The sequence below is a fragment of the Novosphingobium sp. GW821-FHT09E05 genome, assembly GCF_059416165.1.
On sequence record NZ_JBWKOQ010000001.1, the window covers coordinates 2,002,857 to 2,017,549 of the forward strand.

Here is a 14,693-nt window from a genome sequence, read left to right on the forward strand (position 1 = left end):
TCATCAGATGGATCCCCGCCTTCACGGGGATGACGAGGGTATTTTTCTTTCGTTATGACTCACCGCTTCTCAAACGTGATCGGCAGCGATTCGATCGTGCGTGTCGCGACCGTCGGTGTGTAGCGGATCTCGCTCTCCGGGATCGCAAGCTTCATATTCTTCATCTGGCGCGCAATTTCCCGCGCCGCGACCTTCACTTCCATGCGGGCGAGCGCGAGGCCGACGCAGCGGTGCGGGCCGCCGCCGAAAGCGACGTGGCGGCCCAGGTTCTGGCGGGTGATGTCGAACTTGCGCGGCTCGGGGAACACCGTCTCGTCGTCGTTGCCCGAGCCGTAGACGAGCAGCATGTGCGCGTGCGCCGGGATCGTCGTGCCGTTCACCGTCACTTCGCGCGTAGTCATGCGCGAGAGGGCGCGCACCGGCGGTTCGCTGCGCAGGTGCTCCTCGATGAAGCGGTTGAGCTGGCGTTCGTCGTCGACGATGCTTTCGAGCAGTTCGGCCATGCCCGGCCGGGTCGTCAGGACATAGAACAGGTTGCCGATCGCGGTCGCCGTGGTGTCGTTGCCGGCGATCAGCGTGGCGCGGACCAGCGAGACCGCTTCCTCGAAGGTCAGCTTCTCCTTGGTGCCGTCGGCGTTGGTGACCTCGGCATGGACGAGGTCTGAGATCATGTCCTCGCTCGGGTTTGCCTCGCAGGCCTTCATCTTGGCGATGAGGTACTGCTGGAGTTCGGCGATCAGGGCCGCGTTCTGCAGCATCGTCTCGCGGCTCTGCATCGCGCCGATCTGGGCGGTGACGGCGACCGACCAGCGGGAGATCTTGTCCTCCATCCCGTGATCGAGGCCAAGCTGCTCGACGATCACGCGGATGGTGACGGGGATCGCGATATCCTTGACCGCGTCGCACCGGCCGTTCCCCTTGGCGATGACCTCGGCGATGACGCCACGCACGACCTCGGTGATGCGCGGTTCAAGCTCCTTGACCCGGTGCGCGGTGAAGGCCTGCTCCATCAGCTTGCGGATGCGCGTGTGATAGGGCGGGTCCGACATGATAGCGTCGGGGAAGTAACCGCCGCCGTGCTCGCGCAGGTACGCTTCGAACTCGTCGCGCATGCCGCGCGCCTGCTGTTCGGAATAGCCGTGCTGGACCGAGAACGTCACCGGGTCCGATTGCACCGCCGAGATATCCTCGTGCCGAGTGACCAGCCACGATCCCAGCCGCTCGTCGTAGTGGATCGGATCGCCGTGGCGCATCGCGGTGTAATATTCGTGCGGCCGCGCCTGAATCGCGGTATCCGCGAGCGAGCCCGCTTCCAGCAGCCCCTCCTGCTCCGGGGTCAGGTCCAGCCGCTCGGAAGTGCGGTCCTGCGAAATCTGCGTTGCCATGGCTTTCCCGTCATCCTGCTCGCCGGGCCGCGCTTGGCGGCCGTTCTCGTTGGGAAGGTTATGGACGCCCCGCCCCTACCCCGCCATGCCCGCCCTCGAACCCGCGCTTGCCCTTGCGCGCAAACTGCCCGTTTCCGTTCGGGCGTGGCTTTTGGCTCAATAGGACGAGGCAGGCGCGACGGTAACTTCCAGCCCGTCCAGTTCGGGGACCATGCGGATCTGGCAGCCCAGGCGCGAATTGTCCTTCATCACGTCAGCCACCATGTCGAGCATGGCGAACTCGATGTCGTCGGGCTCGCCGACCTTCTCCATCCAGTCGGCGTCGACATAGACATGGCAGGTCGCGCAGGCGCAGCCGCCGCCGCAGTCGCCCATGATCCCCGAGACCCCGTTCTGGCGGCCCAGTTCCATCAGGCTGATCCCCTCCTCGACGTCCTCGAAGGTATGCGTATCGCCGTCCACGTCGATCATGGTGACTTTCAGGGTGCCCATCGTGCGAGTCGTCCTCTCGATTCCATTCGCCGTTGCGAACGGACTTTCGCCATTTCCCAATACCTACCATCCATGCCCCAGCAGGACTCCCTTTGCAAAGGGCCTGCCGTGCGCCGCGGCTTGACTGGCCGGGAAGCAGGGGCCGCCCAAGCCGTCAGGGGAAACCGCCTCTGCAGGGCCAGTCATTTGCCGCAAGGGGTGGCGGGCCTAGTCTCGAGTCCAGCAAACGAGGGCCGGGCAAGCGGCTCAAGGAGAGGCAACGTGGGCCGTACAGTCATCCGCAGCGCGCAGCTGTTCACCGCCACCGGCGCGGATACGTCTATCGGCGACCTCGTGGTCGAGGGCGACCGTATCGTCTCGGTCGGCTCCAAGGCCATCGTTCGCGAGGGCGATACCGTCATCGACGCCGCCGGCCTGTTCTGCATGCCCGGCATGACCGAGGGCCACGCGCACCTCTCGTTCGAGAACGTCACGGCCACGGAAGACCTCATCACCCCCTGTCCCGAAACGCAGGTGTTCACCGCCGCGCGCGGTGCCAAGGCGCTGATCGAGGCCGGCTTCACCAGCGCCTATGGAGCCTCCGAAGCCAAGCTCAAGCTGGCGGTCGCGGTGCGCGACGAAGTGAACGCCGGCCGCCTGCCGGGCCCACGCATCCGCGCCGGTGGGCTCGAGATCACCGTGACCGGCGCGATGGGCGACGAGAGCAAGGCGCACAACCCGAGGCAAGGCCCCTCCACCATCGTCGACGGCGTGGACGAGATGCGCCGCGCCGTACGCCTGCACTGCCGCGAAGGGATCGACAACATCAAGCTCGATGTCTCCGGCGACCCGTTCTACCCCGCCACGCCGGGCCACACCACGCCGATGACCTTCGAGGAAATCCGCGTCGCTGCCGAGACCGCGCATGCCTACGGCCGCAAGATCAATGCGCACACGCGCTCGATCGACGGCTCCAAGTTCTGCATCCGCGCGGGCGTCGACGGGCTGTTCCACACCGAATATTCGGACGAGGAACTGCTCGACATGATGGAGGAGGCCAAGGACCGCATCTTCGTCGTGCCCACCGTTGGCCTGTTCGCGCAGATCATGGCGGGCGAGGCTTCCGCGCACGGCCTGACGCCCGAGGTCGGCGGCTACATGAACATTCCGGAACTGCTTGAAAATTCTATCAAAACCCACACGGAACTGCGCAAGCGCGGCATCCGCCACCTGATCGGCGGCGACTACGGCTTCGGCTGGAGCAAGCAGGGCGAGCAGGGCCGCGACCTCAAGTTCTTCGTCGAGCACTACGGCTACACCCCCGCCGAGGCGCTGCTCTGCGCCACCCGTAACGGTGGGTTAGCGATGGGTTACGGCGGCGATCTCGGCACGCTGGAGGTGGGCAAGCTCGCCGACCTGATCCTCGTTGCGGGTGACCCGCTGGCCGACATTTCGGTCCTCTCCGGTCCCGAGAAAGTCGCCTTCGTGATGCGCGGTGGCGCGGTCCAGAAATCCACCCTTCCCGCCCCGGCGCAGGCCAGCGCGCCCACGCTCGAAGCGGCGGAATGAGCACTTGAGCAGGAGCTGCAGGAAATGAACGTCGAAACCGGTATGCTCCAGCCCGGCGAGGCCCGGTGCCCTGCCGAGACCACGCAGGAAATCATCGCCCGCGACAAGGTCGCCGCCCCCGCGTGGGCCGCCAGCGAAAGCTACGAATACCTCGGCAGCGAGGACATCTCCAAGGACCGCTACGTCGATCCCGCCTTCGCCACTGGCGAGTTCGAACGCATGTGGACCCGCACCTGGCAGATGGCCTGCCGCGAGGACCACATTCCCGAAGTGGGCGATTACTACGTCTACGACATCGGGCCGTACTCGTTCGTCGTCACGCGCACTGATGACGACGAAATCCGCGCCCACTTCAACGCCTGTCTCCACCGGGGCACCAAGCTCAAGCCCTCGGGCACGGCGGGCTTCGCGATGAACATCAAGTGCCCGTTCCACGGCTGGACCTGGAACCTCGACGGGTCGCTGAAGGAAATCCCCGAGAAGTGGGACTTCGCCCATACCGCCACCCGCAAGATGTGCCTGCCCGAAGCGCGGGTGGAGCGGCTCGGCGGCTTCGTCTGGGTCAACATGGACCCGGAGGCGCCCAGCCTCGCCGAATATCTCGGCCCCGAGATCATGGACCACATGGCTGCCTGGAAGCTGGAGGACCGCTACCTCTACCTCCACGTCCAGAAGAGCTATCCGGCCAACTGGAAGCTGACGATGGAAGCCTTCATGGAGGCCTACCATGTCGGCGACACCCACCCGCAGGTCGCGCCCGCCAACGGCGACGTCAATTCGCAGTACGACGTCTACGGCGAGCACGTGAACCGTTTCATCTCGACGCTCGGCGTGGTCAGCCCCAAGCTGCGCGACAAGTATTCCGAGAAGGACATCATCGACAACTTCACGCTGGGCGACAGCTCCTCGCTCGGCGGTTCCAAGCCCGAACTGAAGGACGGCGAGCGCGCGCGGCAGGTCATGGCCGACATGTTCAGGGGCATGTTCGAAACCGCCACCAAGGCGGACCTCTCGGGCATCTCGGACACAGAACTGCTCGACACCTACAGCTATACGTTCTTCCCCAACCTGTTCCTGTTCCCCGGCATCTCGCTGCCGATGATCTATCGTTTCCGCCCCGACGCGAAGGATCATCGCCGCACGATCTACGAGGTCATGTTCATGCGCCCCAAGCCGAAGGACGGCAGCGCGGTGGAGACCGCCGAGGTGCAGACCCTCGAGGATCACCAGTCCTTCGCCGAGGCGGAAGGCATGGACCCCGGCTTCGGCGTGATCCTCGACCAGGACACCGACAACCTCTACGCCCAGCAGGAAGGTCTCGAAGCCTCCGCCAAGCCCGGCATCACGCTCGGCGACTACCAGGAAATCCGCATCCGGCATTTCGAGGTGGCGATCGACAAATACATGGCGATGCCGCCCAAGCTGCCCGACTGGAAGGCGCTGCAACGCGCGTGAACTGCCACGGCGAATTTCAATTCAACCTTCGTCATCCTCGCGGAGGCGGGAACCCATCTCATGCCGTGCCGTGTTGCACTGTCAGAAGATGGATCCCCGCCTCCGCGGGGATGACGAAGATGTGGAGCCATTGAAGCATGCACCTGTCCCTCGAAGGACGAACCATCCTCGTCGCCGGAGCCTCCTCGGGCATTGGCGCCGGCTTCGCTCGCACCATCGCCCGCGCCGGCGGACGCGTGGTGCTGGGCGCCCGCCGGCTCGAACGCACCCAGGCGCTGGCCGAGGAGATCGGTGACGGCGCCCTCGCCGTTGCGCTCGACGTGACCGACGAGCCCTCCGTCATCGCCGCTTTCGACGCTGCCGAGGCACGTTTCGGGACCATCCACGGGATCATCGCCAATGCCGGCACCGCCACCGGCGGCCATTCGACCGACGTGTCGGCGCAAGGACTGGCCGGCGTGCTCGATACCAACCTGCTGGGCAGCTACCTCGTCGCCCGCGAAGGCGCGAAGCGGCTGATCGCAGGAGGCAGCCGCGAGCGGGGCGACGGGCGCGTGGTGCTGATCGGCTCGATCACCGCCGAGCAGAACGGCACCGGCGATGCGATGTACGCGGCCACCAAGGCCGGGCTCGCACACCTCGGCCGCCAGCTGGCGCGTGAATGGGTGCGTCAGGGCATCAACGTCAACACGCTCCAGCCGGGCTGGATTCCCACCGAGATCAACGCCTCGTGGTTCGCCAGCGAGCGCGGCCGGGGCGACATCGACCGGCTCCACCGCCGCCGCCTGCTCGATGCCGAAGCGCTCGACCCGATGCTGCTCTACCTGCTGTCGGACGCCTCCGCGCAGGTGACCGGCGCGACCTTCACCATCGACGACGGGCAATCGCTGTGAGCGACCAGCCGCCGGGCGCCCTCGCCGGCCTTATCGTCGTCGAGACGGCCGAGCGCGTCAGCGGGGAATATACGGGCAAGCTGCTTGCCGACCTCGGCGCGCAGGTCATCAAGGTCGAGCGCCCGGGCGGCGCGCCGACGCGGTCAATGGGACCGTTCCGCGAAGGCGAGAGTACCCTGTTCGCCTACCTCAACACCAGCAAGCGGTCGGTGGTCCTCGATCTCGACGATCCCGCCGAACGCGCCTTGCTCGATCGCCTGCTCAGCCGCGCCCACGCGCTGGTAGACGATCACGACGAGGCATGGGCGAAACGCCTGGCCCTCGATCCCTCGCGGATCGCCGAACGCCACCCCGCGCTGGTCCACACGCTCGTCACGCCTTTCGGGCAAGGCGCCCCGCCGCAGTTCCAGAACCTGCGGCCGATCAACGTCATCAATGCCGGCGGCTGGGCCTACCACAGCCCCAGCGAGACGCCGCAGGGCAAGCCTCCGCTCAAGGGCGCGGGCCGGTTCCTGTCGGACTACGAGGCAGGGATCGACGCCGCACTTTGCACGATGGCTTCGTTGCTCCGCCTGCGCCGCACCGGGCATGGCCAGTCGATCGACATCTCCGAAGTCGAGGTGCAGCTCAACCGCATCGACTGCGTGCTAGACCGCATGCTCGCCGGCGACGCCGACCCGAGCGCGGAGCGCACCGCCTACGACATGGGCGGCCCCGGCACCTCGTTTGCCTGCGCCGATGGCCACGTCTTCCTGTTCATGACCACCCGGGCGCACTGGAAGGCGCTCTGCGCATTGATGGGCGAACCCGGCTGGGCCTCGGCTTTCCGGGAAGACTGGCTCGAATTCGACTGCACCCCCGCCAACGTCGCCGCCTTCCGCTCGGATTTCGCGAAGTGGGTCGCGCTCCAGCACAAGCTGCCGATCACCGAGGCGGCGCAGAAGGCCGGCGTCGCCATGGTCCCGGTCAACACCGCCGCCGACCTGCCGGTCCATGAGCAGTTCGTCCACCGCGCGTTCTTCCAGCAGGCCGAGCACCCGATTTTCGGAAAAGTCGCCTACCCCGGCGCCTGCTACCGCATGAGCGCCACACCCGCCCGCGTCCGTACCCCGGCGCCGAACCTGGGCGCCGATCAACGTGAGGTCGACCATGCGTGACCGCGGCGGCCCCCTCGCCGGCGTCCGCGTCGTCGAGCTGACCAAAGTCTGGGCGGGGCCTTACGCGGGCAAGATGCTCGCCCAGCTCGGCGCCGAGGTCATCAAGATCGAGAGCCGCAGCAACCTCGACGAGATGCGCGCCTACGGCGGGGTCGACATCGACGCCGCGCCCTATTTCCTGTCGATCAACCAGGAAATCCTCTCGGTCCAGGTCAACATGAAGACGCCCGATGGCCTCGACCTCGTCAAGCGCATGATTGCCGAGGCCGACATCCTGATCGACAACATCCGCCCCGGCGCGATGGAGCGCTCGGGCCTCGACTACGAGAGCCTGAAGGCCGTCAAACCGGACCTCATCCAGTGCTCGATCAAGATGTGGGGCACTGAAGGTCCGCTGGGTTACCAGACGGGTTACGCGCCCTGTTTCGCAGCACTTTCGGGCCTGACCGCACTAGTCGGGCACGAAGGCGAGACGCCCAAGGGCATGAACATCCGCTATGGCGACTCGACCGCCGGGGCCTGCGCCGCCCTCGCCTGCGTCGCCGCGCTCCATCACCGCGAGAGCACCGGCGAAGGCCAGTTCATCGACCTCTCGGCGGTGGAGACGATGACCAGCCTCGTGGGCGACAGCCTCTTCGCCGCCAGCGTCACCGCCGAGGTGCCCGAGGCCGACGGCAACTTCCATCCCGAGATGTGCCCGCACGGCGCCTACCCCTGCGCGGAGGCCGCCTGGACAAGTATCGCGGTGGCGAACGAGGGCGAATGGACCGCCTTGTGCGCGGCATTGGACGCGCGGGACCTCGCCTCCGATCCCCGCTTTGCGACCCTCGCCGACCGCCTCGCCAACCGCCTCGCACTGGATGCCGAACTGGCCGCCTTCACCCGCGCTCACGATGCTGCCGAACTGGCCGAAACCCTCAGGAACGCGGGCGTCCCGGCGTTCAAGTCGATGAGCTCGCTGGACCTATGCACCGACGGCTTCCTGTGGGCGCGCGAGGCCTATCGCATGGTCAGCGACCACCGCACCGGCGCCCGTCCGATCATCGGCCCCTCGTGGCGCATCAGTCCCGACCCGCCCCTCGTCGAACGCGGCGCCCCGCTGCTCGGCGAGCACAATGCCTATGTCTACCGCGACCTGCTGGGCTTGCGCGAAGAGGAAATGGGCGATCTGATCGCGCGCAAGGTGATCGACTGAGGCTGGCTTACCATCCCGCACGCAGTTCGACCTAAAACACCCCGTCGTCCCCGCGTAGGCGGGGACCCCGCTTGTTGTCTTTGTGGCGCAAGGAAGCGGAGCCCCGTTTCGCGGGGCGACGGAATTTTGGGTTCGAGGGAATGGGACCCCTTCAGGTCGGCCCGGAACAACGGAGAGGGAACACCATGAAACTGGGCTTCGCGATGCCGCACATGCTGGAGCTGAAAGCGACCATGCAGCCGTGGGAGACCGCCGTCGCCGGCGCCGACCAGACCCGGCTCGCCAAATGGGCCGAGAAGCTCGGCTACGAGATGATCGCGGTGCCCGAGCACCATATCATCCCGCGGGGCCACATCGACCTGTCCGGCCCGTTCTACTTCAACGCCTATACCGCCATGGCCTATATCGCCGGAGCGACCGAGACGGTGCGGGTCAACTCGTGCATCGCCATCCTGCCCGCGCAGAACCCGATTGTCACCGCCAAGGCGCTCTCGACGATGGACTGGCTTTCCAGCGGGCGCGTGACGATCACCTTCGCGGTCGGCTGGCTGGAGGAGGAGTTCGCAATCCTTGGCGTTCCCTTCCACGAGCGCGGCGCAATGGCGGAGGAATATATCCAGGCGATCATCGCCCTGTGGACCCAGGACAGCCCCGAGTTCGAAGGCAGGTACGTCTCCTTCCGCGATGTCGCCTTCGAGCCAAAGCCGGTGCAGAAGCCCCACCTGCCGGTCTGGTTCGGCGGCGACGCGGACCCGGTGCTGAAGCGCATTTCCCGCTACGCGCAGGGCTGGTGGCCGTTCCTGACCAAGCCCGACCAGATCCCCGCGCGCATCGACTTCATCCGCTCGCAGAGCGACTACAACGGCCAGCTTGCCGACGTGTACTACGGGATGTCCACCGCCCGCGTCGGCGAAGGGCATGCGGTGATCAACGATCCCACCGCGCGGCCGGGGCAGACCAGCCAAGAGATCATCGACCGGCTCGGCTGGTTCAAGACGCTCGGTGTCACCTGGAGTTCGGTGCCGATCCCCAACCTTCCCAGCATCCAGGCCTACTACGACTACACCCAGTGGGTCGCCGAGGAGATCATGCCGGCGGTAAAATGAGATACCGTGGCTCGAACGTCGCTGCGATGACATGAGCGCCACTATTGACGATCGCGCCGCCAGACCGGACTGAACACATCAAGAACCGGGAGAGCGACAGATGAACCCACCGCGGCCACGGCCCAAGCTGGACCAGGAAAATACCGCCTTCTGGACGGGCGGCGCGGAGGGCGCGCTCCGGATCGTCAAGTGCGGCGACTGCGGGCAGTTCACCCACCCGCCCCGCGTGCTGTGCCGACACTGCCAGTCGGAGAACATTTCGGCCGAGGCGGTGGCGGGCACCGGCGTGATCGACACGATGTCGATCAACCACCAGCCCTGGGCCAAGGGCCTCGAAGTGCCCTACGTCATCGCCCGCGTGGCGCTCGACGGAGTGCCGGGCGTGTACTTGACCACCAACATCGTCAACTCCCCGGTCGAGGACGTTGCGTTCGGCGATGCGGTGAAAGTCGTGTTCGAGGAACAGGACGGCATCTTCTACCCCCTCTTCGAGAAGGTCGGCTGATGGCCAGCAACGAAGCCTACATCACCGGCGTCGGGCAGTCCGAAGTCGGCGTGCGCCTGCCGCGCCATCCGCTGCTGCTGACACTCGACGCCGCACGGGAAGCCGTCGCGGAAGCCGGCCTGACTTTCGACCAGATCGACGGCGTGTTCTCGTTCCCCGGCAAGGTCAACGGCTACCTCGCGTTCTCACCGGTCGGCACCGACGAGGTGATCGAGGCGCTGGGCATCAAGTCCAAGTGGCAGATGGGCGCGATGGAGCAGCCCGCTCAGCTCGCCGCCATCGCCATGGCCGCATGGGCGGTGAAGTCGGGCATCTGCCGCCACGTCCTGTGCTTCCGCACCGTCTACGAAGCCGGCGGCATGGCCGATCCGGCGCACTACATGCCAGCGCGCTCGGACACGGTCTCGGGCGCCTCGCAGTGGACCAGCCCGTTCTGGGCGAGCTCGGCGGCCTGCTGGACCGCGCAATACGCGGCACGCCACGTCCATAAGTACGGCATGACTCGCGAGCAGCTCGGCCAAATCGCCATCAACGGCTCGAAGAACGCCATGCTCAACCCCCGCGCCAAGGCGATCACCAAGGAAGAGTTGACGCTCGACAAGTACATGGACGCACGGCTGATCTCGACACCGCTGTGCCTCTACGACTGCGACCGTTTCTCCGACGCCTCGACCGTGATCATCGTCTCGGCCGGCGACGCGCTCGACGAGATCAAGTGCGAGCCGATCCGCATCGCCGCTGCGTCCGGCTCGGTCGACCGCTATTCGTGGGACCAGGTGGAATGGCCCGCCGCATACGACGCCGGCCCCGACCTCTGGAAGCACACAGACTACACGGTGGACGACGTCGACATGGCGCAGTTCTACGACGGCTTCGCGTTCCTTCCGATCACCTGGCTCGAAGGCCTGGGCTTCTGCGAAAAGGGCGAAGGCGGCCGCTTCATCGAAGGCGGAACCCGCATCGCGCGCGACGGCCAGCTCCCGCTCAACACTGCAGGCGGCCAGCTCGGCGCCGGCCGCCTCCACGGCTTCGGCTTCGCGCATGAGGCAGTGACGCAGCTGCGCGGAAACGGCGGGGCACGCCAGATTCCCGGCGATCCCAAAGTTGCCGTGGCGACCTCGGGCGGGGGGCCGCTGGCGGCGGCGCTGCTCTTGGCCAAGGACTAAGTTTCACCGGCTCCGACCCCGCGGGCTCTCCTCCCGCGGGGTCGGGGATGCGGATGCCACGCTGATGCCCTCGTCCCGAACTTGATCCGACAGCGACGATCAGGCCGCCGTCGAAGGGACGACGACCGGCTTCGCACGGCGTACCGGCTTCGCCCGCTTGAGCCCGATCAGCGGGCGCAGCGGCCCGATCTCGCGCCCGGCGAGGTAGAACAGCCACGATCCGCCCGCCACCGTCGCGCAGAGCACCAGGAACTCGGGCAGTGCGGTCAGGCCCTTGTCGCGCAGCCAGTAGCTCACCAGCACCATGACCGTCTGGTGCGCGATGAAGACGGGAAACACCGCCTCGGCCAAGGTCGCGCGCCAGCGGGCGTCGTGGTTCCAGAAGCGGTCGGCGATGCCGAACAGCGCGATCACCGTGCCCCAGCACTGCACTGCCTTGGCGAAGTCGAGCGGCTCGAGCCAGATGCGCGGCGTGCGCACGTTGCCTGGGAAATGCCACGCCTCGAGCGCCACGAAGGCATAGCCCGCAAGGCCCACCGCGAGCGCCGGCTTCCACTGCCGGGCGATCACCTGCCGCAGGAGTTCCGACCCGCGCAGCAGGAAGCCGAACAGGAACATGCCAGCATAATGCAGGTGCGCGGCCAGGTCGTTCGTAAGGGTGTGCGTGTCGGTCCACTCGCCGCCGACCGAGCGCACCCCGTAGACAGCCAGAATACCGGCGGGGATCAGCCATGGCCCGGCCAGCACCTTCTGCACGCCCCGCCTCAGCGCGAGGCGCCAGCGGCCGGGAAGCAGCATCAGGGCGAAGCACAAGGCAACGGTGTAGGCCAGCAGGTAAATGACGAACCACAGGTGCATGACCGCGGGCAGGTTCTCATGGATCACCCGGCGGAAGCTGAAGGCGTCGTGGACCAGGAAATAGCCGTAGCCGTGCGCGTAGCCGCTGTTGAGCAGGCCCATGTAGGGCTGCGGCGGCACGATCACGGTCAACCCGAACAGCAGCGGAATACCGAGACGCAGCAGGCGGCTCCTGAGGAAAGCGCCGGTGCCGCGCTCCTTCGCGAACAATGCAGCGCTGGCATAGCCAGAGATCGCGAACAGCAGCGCGAGCCGCCATGCGCTCAGCCCCAGCAGCGGAATCTCGGCCCACTGGACGACGCCGCGCGTCGGCGTCTGGAAGCCCCAGGGCGTGAACGAGAAGCCGACATGGTAGAAGATCAGCATCACGAAAGCGCCGATGCGCAGCCAGTCCATTCCGTAGTGGCGTTGGCCGTGGCTGGGTGTGGAGGCGGGTTGCATCTCTTTCCGTGGCGAAGCGCGACCCGGCTGGTTGCCCGGGTTGTTATCGCCGGCTCAATAGGCCGGTTGCACCCGGTCTGCAATCACACGCTTGTAATAGAGCGTAACATGGCTGTCCGATGTTCCTGCTCCGTTTCGGACGAGACTGGGGTTGGTAAGCCGGGCATGGCGGCCGAAGATCGCCGCATGACCTCTCCCGGTGCCCCCGCCCGACCTCATCGCGCTCCCGCAGACGGCATCGAACGGCGCTCGAACGGTCCGGACCGCCGCAGCGCCTCGGGTGCTTCGCTGATCGAACGCGCGGGCTTCGCGCCCGAGACGCCGCCCCCCACGCCGGCGATACGCCACAATCCCGTGCTGGCGCTCGTCCACGACAATGCAAGCCCCGGCATCCTCGGCGCCGTGCAGGCCGGCATGGCCGAGGCGCTGGCGGGGGGCGATCTGCTGCTGGCACCCTGCGCCCTGCCTCCCGCGGAGGCGCCGACGCTGCTGCGCGCTTTCCTGCGCCGCCATAGGCCCGCGGGCGTGGTGCTGCTTCCTCCCCTCGCCGAACGCGAGGACCTCGTGCGTCTCTGCGCGGAAGCCAGGGTCCGCTGCACACGGCTCGGTTCCGTAAGGGACCGCGCGGCGCCCGGCCAACCCGCCCTCGCCGTGGACGAGCGCGGGGCGGCGCGCGATCTCGTCGCCTGGCTGGTCGCCCAGGGTCATGCCCGGATCGGCTTCGTCGCCGGCCCGGACACCTCGCTTAGCGCGCAGCAACGCGAACTCGGTTATCTCGACGCGATGGCCGACAGCGGGCTCGACCGCGGACCGGCCCTGATCGTACCGGGCGACAATTCGTTCGATTCGGGGATCGCGGCCAGCCGCGTGCTCCTGGAAATCAGCCCCCGGCCCACGGCCATCTGCGCCTCCAACGACGAGATGGCGGCGGGCGTGCTTCATGCCGCGGCGCAGATGGGCATCGCCGTGCCGGCGGACCTGTCGGTGGCCGGGATCGACGATACCCCGCTCTCGGCCCGCGTCCTGCCCGGACTGACGACGATGCACATTCCATGGCACCTCATGGGCCGTGAAGCCGCCCGCCGCATGGCCGCGCGGGGAGCACCCGCCCCGCCCGACGCGCCCTTCACCGTCCGGCTGATCGCCCGCGACTCGGTTCGGACGCTCACTTGAACGCCGGCTCCGGGTCGTCGTTCCAGTCCGGATAGGCCGGCAATCCGAGCAGGAGCCAGGCGCTCACCAGCGTCAGGACCACACCCGCCCAGAGACCCGGCGCGTAGCTGCCCCAGATGTCGAAGATCAGCCCGCCCAACACCGGGCCAAGCCCCGAGCCCGCTGCGATCAGGCTGGCCATGAGCCCGAAGATCGTCCCGAACTTGCGCATGCCGGTATAGGCGGCCGTGAGGTAGCCGACGAGTTGCAGCTTGGTCCCGCTGGCATAGCCGTTGACGACCAGTGCGGTGACGATCGCCCAGGTCGGCGGGTGCGGCAGGACCAGGATCAGGAAAGTGATCGCAGTCGAGCCGATGGTCAGCCCGCCCACCCAGCGCGCCGGATGGCGATCGAGCAGCCAGCCGGTCACGAGCTTGCCGGCGATCCCCGCCAGCCCCGCCGGCAGCGCGTAGAACGCCGCCGCCTGCGCGCTCACTCCCGAACCGGTGAGGATGCGGAACTGGTGGACGACCAGGCCGATGGTGACCATCATCACCAGAAACGTGGAGGCGCCGATGCGCCAGATGGCAGGATCGCGCAGCGCCTCCGCCACCGTCAGTCCGGGGACGTCGAGCAATGGCCCGGGCCCGTCAGAGGGCCCCGCCGCCTCGCGCGCCTTGCGACTGATCTCGTAGCCGTCGCGCAGCCAGAAGACGCACATGACGACCGCAAGCGATCCCCAACCGACCGCCAGCCAGACGAAGGCCATGCGCCAGCCATGGATGCGGATGAGGTATTCGGTGATGATCGGCGTGAAGGCCTGGGCGAGCGCCGCGCCCGACAGCACCAGTCCCAGCGCGAGGCCGCGCCCCGCCTGGAACGTGCTGTTGGCGGATGCCGTCCACACCGTCGATTTCGTCATCAGGGCGGCAAGCGCATAGACCGTCCAGATCGCGAACCACTGCCACACCGCACCGTCGAGCAGGCTCAGCGCCGCGATGACGCCCGCCATCAGGACAAGGCCGGGAATCGCCATGCGGCGTACGCCCCACCTGTCGATGAACACCCCGAACAGCGGTGAGAACAGGAATGTCAGCAGCGCCGTGATCGAGACCCCCGAAGAGGCAAGCGCGATGCTCCACCCGAATTCGCGGCTGATCGGTCCGATGAACAGCCCGGTCCCGGCGGTAATGACCGAGGTGAAGGAGAACCCTATCGCCGCCGCCAGGATCATCTGCCAGTGGCGGCGAAATTCCTGGCCTGCGGTCAGCTTGTCGTCGCCCACGGCGGTACTCTCCCCTGCGCGCCGGGTCTGCGGCGTCGGGAGCGAGTGTGGCCCC

The 14,693-nt window shown here is 67.2% G+C and carries 13 protein-coding genes; 9 read left to right on the forward strand and 4 right to left on the reverse strand.

Annotation, left to right across the window (positions count from 1 at the left end; all coding sequences use genetic code 11):
- Positions 1–59 precede the first annotated feature (59 nt).
- A complete protein-coding gene (locus AC07M9_RS09390) occupies positions 60–1,385 on the reverse strand; it encodes a cytochrome P450 (protein ID WP_494883230.1) in 1,326 nt (441 codons plus the stop codon).
- A gap of 156 nt (positions 1,386–1,541) precedes the next feature.
- The gene (locus AC07M9_RS09395; RefSeq protein ID WP_494883232.1) at positions 1,542–1,877 is read right to left on the reverse strand and encodes a 2Fe-2S iron-sulfur cluster-binding protein; all 336 of its coding nucleotides are present in this window, start codon (positions 1,875–1,877) and stop codon (positions 1,542–1,544) included.
- Between the two features lie 261 nt (positions 1,878–2,138).
- On the opposite strand from AC07M9_RS09395, the gene AC07M9_RS09400 reads away from it, so the two are divergent.
- The 8 genes from AC07M9_RS09400 (at position 2,139) to AC07M9_RS09435 (ending at position 10,902) form a co-directional block, all read left to right on the forward strand.
- Positions 2,139–3,425 carry a metal-dependent hydrolase family protein gene (locus AC07M9_RS09400; RefSeq protein ID WP_494883234.1) on the forward strand — a complete coding sequence of 429 codons (1,287 nt, stop codon included), beginning with the start codon at positions 2,139–2,141 and terminating at the stop codon, positions 3,423–3,425.
- Between the two features lie 24 nt (positions 3,426–3,449).
- The gene (locus AC07M9_RS09405) at positions 3,450–4,880 is read left to right on the forward strand and encodes an aromatic ring-hydroxylating oxygenase subunit alpha (RefSeq protein ID WP_494883235.1); all 1,431 of its coding nucleotides are present in this window, start codon (positions 3,450–3,452) and stop codon (positions 4,878–4,880) included.
- A gap of 137 nt (positions 4,881–5,017) precedes the next feature.
- Positions 5,018–5,773 carry an SDR family NAD(P)-dependent oxidoreductase gene (locus AC07M9_RS09410; RefSeq protein WP_494883236.1) on the forward strand — a complete coding sequence of 252 codons (756 nt, stop codon included), beginning with the start codon at positions 5,018–5,020 and terminating at the stop codon, positions 5,771–5,773.
- A complete protein-coding gene (locus AC07M9_RS09415) occupies positions 5,770–6,930 on the forward strand; it encodes a CaiB/BaiF CoA transferase family protein (protein WP_494883237.1) in 1,161 nt (386 codons plus the stop codon). The genes AC07M9_RS09410 and AC07M9_RS09415 overlap by 4 nt, the downstream gene beginning before the upstream one ends.
- Positions 6,923–8,125: a CaiB/BaiF CoA transferase family protein gene (locus tag AC07M9_RS09420; protein ID WP_494883238.1), complete on the forward strand. Its 1,203-nt coding sequence runs from the start codon at positions 6,923–6,925 to the stop codon at positions 8,123–8,125. The genes AC07M9_RS09415 and AC07M9_RS09420 overlap by 8 nt, the downstream gene beginning before the upstream one ends.
- Before the next feature lie 185 nt (positions 8,126–8,310).
- The gene (locus AC07M9_RS09425) at positions 8,311–9,231 is read left to right on the forward strand and encodes a TIGR03619 family F420-dependent LLM class oxidoreductase (protein ID WP_494883240.1); all 921 of its coding nucleotides are present in this window, start codon (positions 8,311–8,313) and stop codon (positions 9,229–9,231) included.
- Positions 9,232–9,331: 100 nt separating this feature from the next.
- Positions 9,332–9,736 carry a Zn-ribbon domain-containing OB-fold protein gene (locus AC07M9_RS09430; RefSeq protein WP_494883241.1) on the forward strand — a complete coding sequence of 135 codons (405 nt, stop codon included), beginning with the start codon at positions 9,332–9,334 and terminating at the stop codon, positions 9,734–9,736.
- On the forward strand, positions 9,736–10,902 hold the full coding sequence (locus AC07M9_RS09435) for a thiolase family protein (RefSeq protein ID WP_494883243.1): 1,167 nt from the start codon (positions 9,736–9,738) through the stop codon (positions 10,900–10,902). The genes AC07M9_RS09430 and AC07M9_RS09435 overlap by 1 nt, the downstream gene beginning before the upstream one ends.
- Positions 10,903–11,001: 99 nt before the next feature.
- Here the strand turns inward: AC07M9_RS09435 and AC07M9_RS09440 are convergent, their stop codons facing one another.
- Positions 11,002–12,201 carry an acyltransferase family protein gene (locus AC07M9_RS09440; protein ID WP_494883245.1) on the reverse strand — a complete coding sequence of 400 codons (1,200 nt, stop codon included), beginning with the start codon at positions 12,199–12,201 and terminating at the stop codon, positions 11,002–11,004.
- Between the two features lie 165 nt (positions 12,202–12,366).
- Between AC07M9_RS09440 and AC07M9_RS09445 the strand changes: the two genes are divergently transcribed.
- Positions 12,367–13,374 carry a substrate-binding domain-containing protein gene (locus AC07M9_RS09445; RefSeq protein ID WP_494883247.1) on the forward strand — a complete coding sequence of 336 codons (1,008 nt, stop codon included), beginning with the start codon at positions 12,367–12,369 and terminating at the stop codon, positions 13,372–13,374.
- Here the strand turns inward: AC07M9_RS09445 and AC07M9_RS09450 are convergent.
- On the reverse strand, positions 13,367–14,638 hold the full coding sequence (locus AC07M9_RS09450) for an MFS transporter (protein ID WP_494883248.1): 1,272 nt from the start codon (positions 14,636–14,638) through the stop codon (positions 13,367–13,369). The two genes, AC07M9_RS09445 and AC07M9_RS09450, sit on opposite strands and share 8 nt — an antisense overlap.
- Positions 14,639–14,693 lie beyond the last annotated feature (55 nt).

Bases quoted from the DNA above. Each gene is read 5' to 3' on its own strand.
- AC07M9_RS09420 (WP_494883238.1), top strand. From the start codon at position 6,923: ATGCGTGACCGCGGCGGCCCCCTCGCCGGCGTCCGCGTCGTCGAGCTG.
- AC07M9_RS09445 (WP_494883247.1), top strand. From the start codon at position 12,367: ATGGCGGCCGAAGATCGCCGCATGACCTCTCCCGGTGCCCCCGCCCGA.
- AC07M9_RS09390 (WP_494883230.1), bottom strand. From the start codon at position 1,385: ATGGCAACGCAGATTTCGCAGGACCGCACTTCCGAGCGGCTGGACCTG.
- AC07M9_RS09410 (WP_494883236.1), top strand. From the start codon at position 5,018: ATGCACCTGTCCCTCGAAGGACGAACCATCCTCGTCGCCGGAGCCTCC.
- AC07M9_RS09405 (WP_494883235.1), top strand. From the start codon at position 3,450: ATGAACGTCGAAACCGGTATGCTCCAGCCCGGCGAGGCCCGGTGCCCT.
- AC07M9_RS09425 (WP_494883240.1), top strand. From the start codon at position 8,311: ATGAAACTGGGCTTCGCGATGCCGCACATGCTGGAGCTGAAAGCGACC.
- AC07M9_RS09435 (WP_494883243.1), top strand. From the start codon at position 9,736: ATGGCCAGCAACGAAGCCTACATCACCGGCGTCGGGCAGTCCGAAGTC.
- AC07M9_RS09440 (WP_494883245.1), bottom strand. From the start codon at position 12,201: ATGCAACCCGCCTCCACACCCAGCCACGGCCAACGCCACTACGGAATG.
- AC07M9_RS09395 (WP_494883232.1), bottom strand. From the start codon at position 1,877: ATGGGCACCCTGAAAGTCACCATGATCGACGTGGACGGCGATACGCAT.
- AC07M9_RS09430 (WP_494883241.1), top strand. From the start codon at position 9,332: ATGAACCCACCGCGGCCACGGCCCAAGCTGGACCAGGAAAATACCGCC.